The sequence below is a fragment of the Methylobacterium sp. genome, assembly GCF_019750675.1.
In the GTDB taxonomy this organism is placed as follows: domain Bacteria; phylum Pseudomonadota; class Alphaproteobacteria; order Rhizobiales; family Beijerinckiaceae; genus Methylobacterium.
The window spans coordinates 1-10,027 of record NZ_JAIEOF010000072.1; the positions used below are offsets into that span (position 1 = coordinate 1).

General features: G+C 70.5%; 9 protein-coding genes. 5 read left to right on the forward strand and 4 right to left on the reverse strand.

The window, feature by feature from the left end; genetic code table 11:
- Positions 1–36 precede the first annotated feature (36 nt).
- Positions 37–408, reverse strand: a complete 372-nt coding sequence (locus K2X24_RS03810; protein ID WP_292494796.1) for a hypothetical protein — start codon at positions 406–408, stop codon at positions 37–39.
- A 561-nt stretch (positions 409–969) separates the two neighbouring features.
- Here K2X24_RS03810 and K2X24_RS03815 point away from each other — a divergent pair.
- The 3 genes from K2X24_RS03815 to K2X24_RS03825 all read left to right on the forward strand — a co-directional run bounded on the left by K2X24_RS03815 (position 970) and on the right by K2X24_RS03825 (position 4,917).
- Positions 970–1,557, forward strand: a complete 588-nt coding sequence (locus K2X24_RS03815) for a PRC-barrel domain-containing protein (protein WP_366934432.1) — start codon at positions 970–972, stop codon at positions 1,555–1,557.
- Positions 1,554–2,906 (forward strand): MFS transporter, encoded by a 1,353-nt coding sequence (locus tag K2X24_RS03820; protein WP_292494800.1) that lies wholly within the window; start codon positions 1,554–1,556, stop codon positions 2,904–2,906. Before K2X24_RS03815 ends, K2X24_RS03820 begins: the two co-directional genes overlap by 4 nt.
- 244 nt (positions 2,907–3,150) lie before the next feature.
- The gene (locus K2X24_RS03825) at positions 3,151–4,917 is read left to right on the forward strand and encodes an ABC transporter ATP-binding protein (RefSeq protein ID WP_292494809.1); all 1,767 of its coding nucleotides are present in this window, start codon (positions 3,151–3,153) and stop codon (positions 4,915–4,917) included.
- Positions 4,918–4,997: 80 nt separating this feature from the next.
- Here K2X24_RS03825 and phaZ read toward each other — a convergent pair whose 3' ends face one another.
- Complete coding sequence (gene phaZ / locus K2X24_RS03830) at positions 4,998–6,212, reverse strand: polyhydroxyalkanoate depolymerase (RefSeq protein ID WP_292494803.1); 1,215 nt, start codon at positions 6,210–6,212, stop codon at positions 4,998–5,000.
- A gap of 409 nt (positions 6,213–6,621) precedes the next feature.
- Between phaZ and K2X24_RS03835 the strand changes: the two genes are divergently transcribed.
- Positions 6,622–7,278 carry a glutathione S-transferase family protein gene (locus tag K2X24_RS03835; RefSeq protein ID WP_292494805.1) on the forward strand — a complete coding sequence of 219 codons (657 nt, stop codon included), beginning with the start codon at positions 6,622–6,624 and terminating at the stop codon, positions 7,276–7,278.
- A gap of 24 nt (positions 7,279–7,302) precedes the next feature.
- Here the strand turns inward: K2X24_RS03835 and K2X24_RS03840 are convergent, their stop codons facing one another.
- Together K2X24_RS03840 and K2X24_RS03845 are read right to left on the reverse strand one after the other, a co-directional pair.
- Entirely contained in the window at positions 7,303–8,727 is a 1,425-nt protein-coding gene (locus K2X24_RS03840) for an ATP-binding protein (RefSeq protein ID WP_292494807.1), read from the reverse strand.
- A complete protein-coding gene (locus tag K2X24_RS03845; protein WP_292494811.1) occupies positions 8,724–9,452 on the reverse strand; it encodes a response regulator in 729 nt (242 codons plus the stop codon). Before K2X24_RS03845 ends, K2X24_RS03840 begins: the two co-directional genes overlap by 4 nt.
- Positions 9,453–9,735: 283 nt before the next feature.
- On the opposite strand from K2X24_RS03845, the gene K2X24_RS03850 reads away from it, so the two are divergent.
- Positions 9,736–10,014, forward strand: coding sequence for an accessory factor UbiK family protein (locus K2X24_RS03850; RefSeq protein ID WP_292494813.1), 279 nt, complete (start codon positions 9,736–9,738; stop codon positions 10,012–10,014).
- Positions 10,015–10,027: the final 13 nt, after the last annotated feature.

Consider the following 10,027-nt stretch of genomic DNA (forward strand, 5'->3'; position numbering starts at 1 on the left):
GATCAGAACTTTTCGCGGTTCAGAACTTGCCGTCGATCAGAACTTGCCGCCGAGGCCGACGCCGCCGCCCTGGCTCATCTGGGGCCCGAGGCCGCCGGAGCTCGAACGACTCGTGGTCTCGCCCTCGATGTCCTCCCGGCGGATGCGCCGCTCCTCGTTCGCCGCCGCGCGGGTCTGGCCGCCGGCACTGCTGGGCAGGTTCAGGCGGCGGGTCGGCGTGGTCGGGGCCTCGCTGCCATCGGCATCGGCACGGGCGCCGCGCCGGGGTGCCTGGGCGGTACCGCGCATCGAGGGCGGCGGTCCGATCTCCGTCTCGGGCATCACGCCAGCGCCGCCGCCGAGGGCCTGGCAGCCCCCGAGGGCGGCGGCAACGAGCGCCGCGGCGCAGACTTTGGACGGAAGCGACATCGGATCTGGTCCTCAAGCAAGACAAAAGTGCCCCCCCGGGGACACCCTACGCATCATTCTGCCTCTCTACGACGCGGTTCGGGCGAAAACCAGACGGGCCGCCGCGCACCGGACATTGCGGCCCCGCTTCGACTGGTGCCAGAGTGTCGCCGGTGGCGCGGAGCCGGCCCGGGGGCGGTCCGTTTCTTGCCCGGCGCGCGGGCGTTCCCGATTCGTCGGGAACCGGCCGCCGCGACGATCCACACCGTATCCGCTCATCCACAACTTCGCCTTGGTCCCCGCGCAATGAGGCCGGCGCCGCCCTCGGGTGGAACCCGACGCTCAAGCCACGATTGTGCGAGACCGGGCCGACGCATATCTCGGGGAACGCGCGTGTTCAGAATTGTCCGGATGATCGCCACCGCGACGATCACCCTGTGGGCCGCAACTGCGGCCGCCCAAAACCCGGCAACGCCCGGGAAGGAACCGGCCTCCGCCGGGAGCGACGTCACGACGGGCTCGCCCCCCGCCGTACCGCCGCAACCCGCGCAAGCGGCACCGACACAGCCGGCGCAGCCGGCCGTGCCGCCCGCATCCGCGCCGCCGCCGGCGGGCGCCACGGGCACGCCCGCCACCGTGCTCGACACGCAGGACTACGACGGCGTGCTCGGCAAGGCCGTGCGCAGTTCCACCGGCGAGGATATGGGCCGGATCATCGACATCATCCTCGACAAGGACGGCCGTCCGCGCGCCGCCATCATCGATTTCGGCGGCTTCCTCGGCGTCGGCTCGCGCAAGATCGCGGTGGACTGGCGGGCGATGCGCTTCACCTCGGACGGCAAGCCAAGCCGGCTGGTGCTGCAGCTCAGCCGCAATCAGGTCCGCGTCTCCCCCGAGTACAAGCCCGGCGAACCCATCGTGGTCCTCGGCCCCGCGAGCCCGGCGACGCCCGCCGAGGGCGAGCAGGCCGCCGCCCCCGTCCAGGGGCCGCCCGCGCCTGCACCGGCTTCCGCGCCCGCCCCGGCTTCGGCGCCCGCCCCGGCTTCGGCGCCCGCCGCCGTGACGATGCCGGCTCCGGGCGCCGCCCCGGCCCCGACCAACCCCGAGAAGGCCCCGACCACCCCCGAGAAGGCGCCGGACAAGCCGGCCGAGAAGTCGCCGGATCGATGACGGCTCCGCGTCCGAAGAACCGCCGGGCCCTCAAGCCCCGCGAGATGCCGCGCTCGGACTTCCGGCCGCGGCCGCTCCCCCGTCGCGACGCCCTCACGGACGACGCCCCGGCCGCGACGGCAGTGGAGGCTTCGGGCGACATGAAGGTGATTTCTCGGGCGAGCAGCCGCGGCCTCGACGGCTTCGCGTTCTTCGTGGCCAATCTGCAGACCGGCTTCGGGCCGTTCCTGGCGGTCTACTTCACCCAGGCCAAGTGGACGCAGTCCGATATCGGCTTCGCGCTCACCGTGGGCAGCCTCGTCAGCCTGCTGGGCCAGGTGCCGGGCGGTGCTTTCGTGGACGCCGTCCGCTCGCGCCGCTTCGCCGCCGGCTTCTCGGTGGTCGCCATTGCGCTCAGCGCCTTCGCGCTGGCGATGTGGCCGAACTTCCTCGTCGTGCTGCTCGCAATGGCGGCGCATTCCGCCGCCAGCTGCATCCTCACGCCGGCCATCGCGGCGATCAGCATCGGCCTCGTCGGCCATGCGCGGGCGGGCGAGCGCCTCGGGCGCAACGCCAGCTTCTCCGCGCTGGGCAACGCGGTCGCCGCCGCCGGCATGGGCGCCTGCGGCTACTATCTTTCCAACGACGCGGTCTTCTACCTGACGGCGGCCCTCATGGTGCCGACCCTGATCGCGCTGTCCTGGATCCGCCCCGGCGAGATCGACGGGCCGCCCCGCGCCAAGGTCGCCACCGACGCGCCGGCCGCGCGCGGCGGAGACGGCCTGCGCGCGCTCCTCACCAACCGCGCCCTGCTCTGCTTCGGCGCATGCATGACGCTGTTCTTCCTCGCCAACGCGGCGATGCTGCCCCTGGTGGGCAGCATGCTCACCCTGCGGGCGAGCGAGACCGCCACGGCGCTGATCGCGGCCTGTATCGTGGTGCCGCAGGTGGTTCTGGCCCTGTCGGCCCCGGCTGTCGGGCGCGCAGCCGAGCGCTGGGGCCGGCGCCCGCTCCTCCTCATCGGCTTCCTCGCACTGCCGATCCGTGGCCTGCTCTTCGCCTACGTGGACAGCCCCGAACTCCTCGTGGCCGTGCAGGTCTTCGACGGCGTCTCGGCGGCGGTCTTCGGCGTGATGGTGCCCCTCGTGGTCTCGGATGCCACCCGCAAGACGGGCCATTTCAATCTTGCGCTGGGCGCGGTCGGTACGGCCATGGGCATCGGTGCCGCGCTCTCGACGTCGCTGGCCGGCGTCATGGCCGACCGTCTGGGCAGCCACACGGCTTTCCTGGGGCTCGCCATCGTGGGATTCGCGGCCTTCGCCCTGGTGGCGTTGATCATGCCGGAGACGCGCCCCGCCACCGAGGCGTGAACGGGAAAAGCACGGGGGCGGCATCGAATTCGCTTGCCGCTCAAGCGGGGTTCAGGTTCCTGCACTAGAACGGGCAGGCTCCACCCGACACTGCAACGCTTGTCTCCTTTTCGCGTTGCGCGTTAGGGGGGCTCAACTTCCCGTGTGTGACACACGCGGGAAACCGGGGTCCGCGAGGACGCTTTAAACAAGGGTACGTCCCCCCGTCATCGGGTGGATGCTCGAAACCGGGATGGTCACCGCGATGGAAGACCTCTGCGTTTATGCCGATCGGCCGTTCGCCTTCGTGGGACGCTACCTGCGCCGACGCGCCCTGCCGCATGCCGTGATCCTGTGCGCGGTCCTCGGCGCGGTCGGCTTCTCCGTGAGCACCGACTACGCGCTGAAGGGCGTGGTCGACGCCCTCAGCAAGGGCCCGTCGGCAGGCCTGATCTGGGGCGCCCTCGCCGTCCTGATCGCCTTCATCGCCGCCGACAACCTGCTCTGGCGCGTGGCGAGCCTCGTCGGCTCCTTCACCTTCGTGGGCGTCACCGGCGACATCCGCCGCGACCTGTTCCGGCACATGACCGGGCACTCGCCCTCGTTCTTCGCCGACCGCCAGCCCGGCACCCTGGCCTCGCGCATCACCGCGACCTCGAACGCGATCTTCACGGTCGAGAACATGTTCGTGTTCAACGTGATGCCGCCCTGCGTCGCCGCCTTCGGCTCGATCCTCTACATCGGCAGCGTCAACCTCACGATGGCGCTGGTGCTCGCCGGCATCTTCGCCGCCGTCGTCCTGCTGATGTTCAAGATGGCGGCGGCCGGAAAGCCCCTCCACCACGACTTCGCCGCCAAGGCCGCCTCCGTCGACGGCGAGATGGTCGATCTCGTCGGCAACATGCCCCTGGTGCGCGCCTTCTCGGCGTTCAAGCGCGAGTACACCCGCTTCGACGGGACGATCGGGCAGGAGATGCGCTCGCGCCGCTCGTCGCTGCTCTACCTCGAGAAGCTACGCATCGTGCACGCGATCCTGACGGTGCTGGCGGTGCTCGGTCTGCTCTACTGGGCCATCACCATGTGGGAGGCCGGACAGGCCACCAACGGCCAGGTGGTGCTGGTCTGCACCCTGGGCATCCGCATCCTCGCCGCGACCCGCGATCTCGCCGTGGCGCTCGTCGACGCGACCCAGCACACCGCCCGCCTCTCGGAGGCGCTGCACACCCTCCTGCAGCCGCACGATCTCATCGACCACCCGGAGGCCGAGCCCCTCTCCGGCAGCACGGGCGCCGAGATCACCTTCGACCACGTCGCCTTCGCCTACCCGGACGGGCGCGGCGTCTTCACGGATTTCGACCTCGTCATCCAACCCGGCCAGCGGGTCGGCCTCGTGGGCAAGTCGGGGGGCGGCAAGTCGACCCTGTTCTCCCTGCTGCAGCGCTTCTACGACGCGCAGGGCGGCCGTATCCTGATCAACGGCCAGGACATCCAGCGGGTGACGCAGGAATCCCTGCGCGAGGCCATCACGGTGGTGCCGCAGGACGTCTCGATGTTCCACCGCACCCTGCGGGAGAACATCCGCTACGGCCGGCCCGACGCCTCGGACGAGGACGTCTGGAAGGCGGCTGCAGCCGCGCACTGCACCGACTTCATCGAGGCCCTGCCGGAAGGGTTCGACACGATCGTGGGCGACCGGGGCGTGAAGCTCTCCGGCGGCCAGCGCCAGCGCATCGCCATCGCGCGGGCCATCCTCAAGGATTCGCCGATCCTGCTCCTCGACGAGGCGACCTCGGCCCTCGACGCCGAGTCCGAGGAGGCGATCCGCCACGCGCTCGCCAACCTGATGAAGGGCCGCACCGTGATCGCCATCGCGCACAGGCTCTCGACCCTGAAGGATTTCGACCGGATCGTGGTGCTGGAGGGCGGCCTGATCATCCAGGACGGCTCGCCGGACAAGCTGACCCACCTCGACGGCTTCTACCGCGAGCTGATGAAGAAGGAATCCATGTCGATGGCGCTCGCGGCGGCTTGACGCGCCAAGCACGTCGCACCCCGGAGGGCCCCCCCCTTGGCGTGGCGGATCTCGGGCTGGCCCGAGATCCGAGCGCCGCTTCAGTTGTGCGACTGGATGAAGTTGCGCACCAGCGGGTAGGTCTGGCTCTCCCACTTGCGGCCCGAGAAGACCCCGTAATGGCCGACGCCGGCCTGGAGGTGGTGGCTCTTCATGTGATGGGGCAGGCTCGTGCAGAGGTCGTGCGCCGCCATGGTCTGGCCCACCGCGCAGATGTCGTCCCGCTCGCCCTCGACCGTCATCAGCGCGGTCTTGCGAATGGCCCCCATGTCGATGGGATTGCCCCGGTAGGTCAGCTCGTTCTTGGCCAGGGTGTAGTCCTGGAACACGGTCTTGACCGTCTCGATGTAGAATTCCGCCGCGAGGTCGAGGACGGCGAAGTACTCGTCGTAGAATCCCTCGATCTGCTGCGCCTTCTCGGTCTCCCCGTTGGCGAGGTGCCAGAACAGGTCGGCATGGCCCTGCATGTGCCGCTTGGCGTTCATGGAGACGAAGGCCGAGACCTGCATGAAGCCCGGATAGACCCGCCGCCCGGCGCCCTTGTGCCGGTCCGGCACGGTGGCGATCAGGTTCTTCTCGAACCAGGCGATCGGCTTCGAGGTGGCGAGGTGGTTCACCGAGGTCGGCGAGATCCGGCAATCCACCGGGCCGGCCATCAGCGTCATGCTGCGCGGGTGGGCCGCGTCCTTGGAATGCGCCATGACGGCCGCGGCGGCGAGAGCCTGCACGGCGGGCTGGCACACGGCGACGAGATGCGCGCCCTCCCCGATCACGCCGAGGAACTGCACGAGGTGATCGACATAGTCGTCGAACCCGAACGGCCCGGCGCTCAGGGGCACGTCGCGGGCGTTGTGCCAGTCGGTGATGTAGACGTCGTGGTCGGGCAGCAGGGTGCGCACCGTGCCGCGCAGCAGGGTCGCGAAGTGGCCCGAGAGCGGCGCGACCACGAGGACGCGCGGCTGCTCGGTGTCGACGTCCTTCTTGAAGCGCAGCAGGGTGCCGAACGGCGTGGCGAAGGCCGCTTCCTCGGTCACCGGCACCTCGCGGTTACCGACCGTGACGCTGTCGATGCCGTAGGCCGGGCGCGCAAAGGTGAGGCCCGCCCGCATCATCATCCGGGCGCCGGCCGACCACCAGTTCAGCGGTTCGCGATAGCCGGCGGCGGTCCAGGGCGAGACCGCGTCATGGACGAGACGTCCCCAGGCCCGGGTCTGGGCAGCCAGATCCGACTGGGCATCGAAAGCACGATAGAGCATGCAGCCCGAACTCCTACGCGAACGGTCGAATCAGAAAAACGTCCGCGACGGACGGGTGCGCCGGCCGGGCCGACGACGGGGCGCTACGCTGCGGCAGGCCGGCGCCCGACGCAACGGGCCTAACAAGTGATATCCTGCGGCTGTTGTGCGTATACATCACAAGGACAGGAACACGCTGCGGGCCGGATGATGCACGGGATCCGGAGTTCCCGATCGCGGAAGGGTCTGGTCAACCCGCCGCGCCTGAGAAAAGGTCCCTCGGTTCCGCAATGCGGATTACCGAGCACCGGAATCATGTTGCAGGATTCTTCGATCGCCGCATGCCTCGTCGCGGCATGAGTCTTGGATCACGACCTGGCCGCGCGAGCGGGCTTCGATCGCTCGAATGTGAAGACCATCAGGGGGGACCATGCCCGCGGCGACACTGACCATCTCAAGTCGCAACTATTCGTCCTGGTCGCTGCGCGGCTGGCTGGTCTGCCGGATGGCGGGCCTCGACTTCGAGACCGAGCTGCTCTCCGGCAACGACGCCTCCACCCGGGCGGAGCTGCTGCACCTCTCGCCCTCCTTCCTCGTGCCCCGCCTCGTCCACGGCGAGATCATCGTCTGGGACACCCTGGCGATCGCGCAGTACCTCAACGAGATCCGGCCGGAGGCCGGGTTCCTGCCCCGCAACGCCGTGGCCCGCGCCCATTGCCGCTCGATCGCCGGGGAGATGCATGGCGGCTTCATCAACCTGCGCTCGGCCCTGCCGATGAACCTCAAGGCGCGCCACACCAACTTCAAGATCTTCAACGGTGCGCGGGGCGACATTGAGCGGGTCATCACCATCGTGGACGAGTGCCTGTCGCGCTACGACGGTCCCTTCCTGTTCGGCGAGACGCCGAGCCTCGCCGACGCGATGTACGCGCCCGTCTGCACGCGCTTCCGCACCTACGACGTCGCGCTCTCGCGCAAGACCGCCCTCTACCGCGACACCATCCTGGCCTGGCCCCTGATGGAGGAATGGACGGCCGAGGCCCGTCGCGAACCCGACGAGATCGAGGAACTCGACATGGAGTTCTGATCCGCGCGGCCGGCGGCTCGGCGTTCAGGCGGCGGCGCGGGCGCCCGGGTCGACGGCGGGGCTCGCCGGGGCGCCCGCCACGGCGGCGGCGCGCGGCATTTCGATCCGCGCGCTCAGGCCCCGTGGCGTGCGGTTGCTCAGGGTGAACCGGCCCTCGTGCGATTCCACGATGGCGAGCACGATCGACAGGCCGAGGCCGAAGCCGCTCGCGGTGTCGAGGTTGCGCGCCCGGTCCCCGCGCACGAAGGGCTGGAGCATGGCGTCGCGCTCCGCCTCCGGAATCCCGGGCCCGTCGTCGCTGACCTCGATGGCGACGCCGCGCTCCGTCTGGGTCACCGAGAGGCGGGCGCCACCGCCGTACTTCACGGCATTGTCCACGAGGTTGACGATCGCCCGCTGCAACTCGTCCGGGCGCGCCTGAACCAGCACGTGGCGCGTTTCCGCCACCCGGACGTCGGCGCCGATATCGGCGAACTCGTCCGCCACGGTCTGCACGACGGAGGCGAGGTCGACCAGGGTCTTGGCGCCCCCCTCGGGGGCCTGCCCGTCGCGCACGAAGGACAGGGCCGCTTCCACGAGGCCGTTCATCTGGTCGAGGTCGCGCAGGGTCATGGACCGGGCATGCTCGTCCTCGATGAACTCCGCTCGCAGGCGCAGGCGGGTGATCGGGGTGCGCAGGTCGTGGCTGATGGCGGCCAGCATCTGGGTGCGGTCGTCGATGAGCCGGCGCACGCGGGCGCGCATCCGGTCCAGGGCCCGCGACACCGCGACAACCTCACGCGGGCCGTTCTCGGGCAGGTCGACGAGGTTCATGCGGGTGCCGAACACGTCGGCGGCCTCGGCCAGCCGGGCCAGCGGCGCCGTGAGCGCCCGGGTCGCGTAGAGGGAGATCACCGATACGACGACGGCCAGGAACACGAAGGTGAAGATGATGGCGCCCTGCCGCATCGGGGGCCTGTCGTCGTCCGGCACCAGGGCCGAGAGCCGCGCGCCGCCGGGCGTCTCGATCCCGACCCTGACGCCGGGGGGCGCCTCCGCCGTGCGCGATCCGCCCCTGAGGTCGGTGATCGCCAGGGGCCGGGCGAAACCGTCGCGCAGGCGCTGGACCATCGGATGATCGGAGATACGATCCCCCGCCTCCGGCGCCGCGGTCTCCGCGGGCTTGCCGTCCCACGCTTCCAGGCGAAGGGTCGGCAGCATCCGCGCCGCATTGGCCAGCAGGGCGGGCCGGTCGGCCGGACTGGCGCCGTCGAGGAGGCGCGTGACGGTGGCGATGCGCGTGGCGGCGACCCCGGGATGGTCGTCGGGCCGCCAGGGCTCGCGCAGGGTGAAGAACGCGAGGGTGGCGAGCGCGTGGGCCAGGACCACCGCCGCCACGATGAGGAGGGCGATCTGCCCGGCGACGCTCGACGGGACGAGGGCGCGCAGGCGGTTCCAGCGGGCCTTCATGCGCGGGTGACCTCGGGCGTGAACAGGTAGCCGCCGGACCGGATGGTGCGGATGATCTCGGGGTTGCGCGGGTCCTGCTCGATCTTCTGGCGGATGCGGCTGATCAGGACGTCGATGCTGCGCTCGAACGGCCCGGCGGCCCGCCCCTGCGTCAGGTCGAGGAGCTGGTCGCGGGAGAGCACCCGGCCGGGCCTGAGGCAGAGGGCGTGCAGCAGGTCGAATTCGGCCCCCGTGATGGCGATGCGCGCCGCCTCCGGGCTGAGGAGTTGGCGCAGGGACACGTCGAGGGTCCAGCCGAGGAAGGACAGGCGGCGCACGCCCTCCTCCGCCTCGCTCTCCGTGCCCGAACCCCGCCGCAGGATGGCGCGGATGCGGGCCAGGAGTTCGCGCGGGTTGAACGGCTTGCCGAGGTAGTCGTCGGCTCCGATCTCCAGGCCGATGATCCGGTCGATCTCCTCCGCCTTGGCGGTGAGCATGAGGATCGGGATGCGGGAGGCGGCCCGCAGGCGCCGGCAGAGGCTGAGGCCGTCCTCGCCGGGGAGCATCAGGTCGAGTACGACGAGATCGACCCGGGCATCGGCCAGGATCCGGTCCATGGCGACGCCGTCCCCCGCGAGGCTGACGCGGCACTCGTTCGCCCGCAGGTAGCGGGCCACGAGGGCGCTGATCTCGCGGTCGTCCTCGACGAGGAGGATATGGGGGTGGGTCGTACTCGTCTGCGGCATGGTCCCGAGCATCGCGGCTCCTCGCGCATCCGGGAAACCCGGCGCGGATTGGTCGACGGGCGATTATGCGCCCTCCCGACCCCGGGGGAAGGGCCGCTCCCGCAACGATTTGTAAACGGCTGTTTCGAGCGCACCGCATCGAAAACGGCCCGAAACACGCGGCGCCGGCCCCGGCAATCCGCCGGCACGGATTGCCGGGGGACGCGCCGATTCTTATGTCGGTGCGATGGCGCCGGTCTCGTGACCGTCACGGATGGCGGCCTCGACCCCTCGGGAGACGATGATGCAAGGCTCGAACCGGCTGTTCGACGATTTCGCCCGCCTGATGACCGACGCCGCCGGGGCCGCCCAGGGCGTGCGCCGCGAGGCCGAGACGGTGTTCAAGGCCCAGGTCGAGCGCCTGATCCGCGACATGGACATCGCCTCCCGCGAGGAGCTCGACGTGCTGCGCGACCTCGTCTCGGCGCTCCGCACCCAGAACGACACCCTGGCCGCCCGGGTCACGGCGCTCGAGGCCAAGCTCGGCGCGGACGCGAATGCGGGCGCGAGCGAAGCGGTCTGATCGGCCCCCCTTT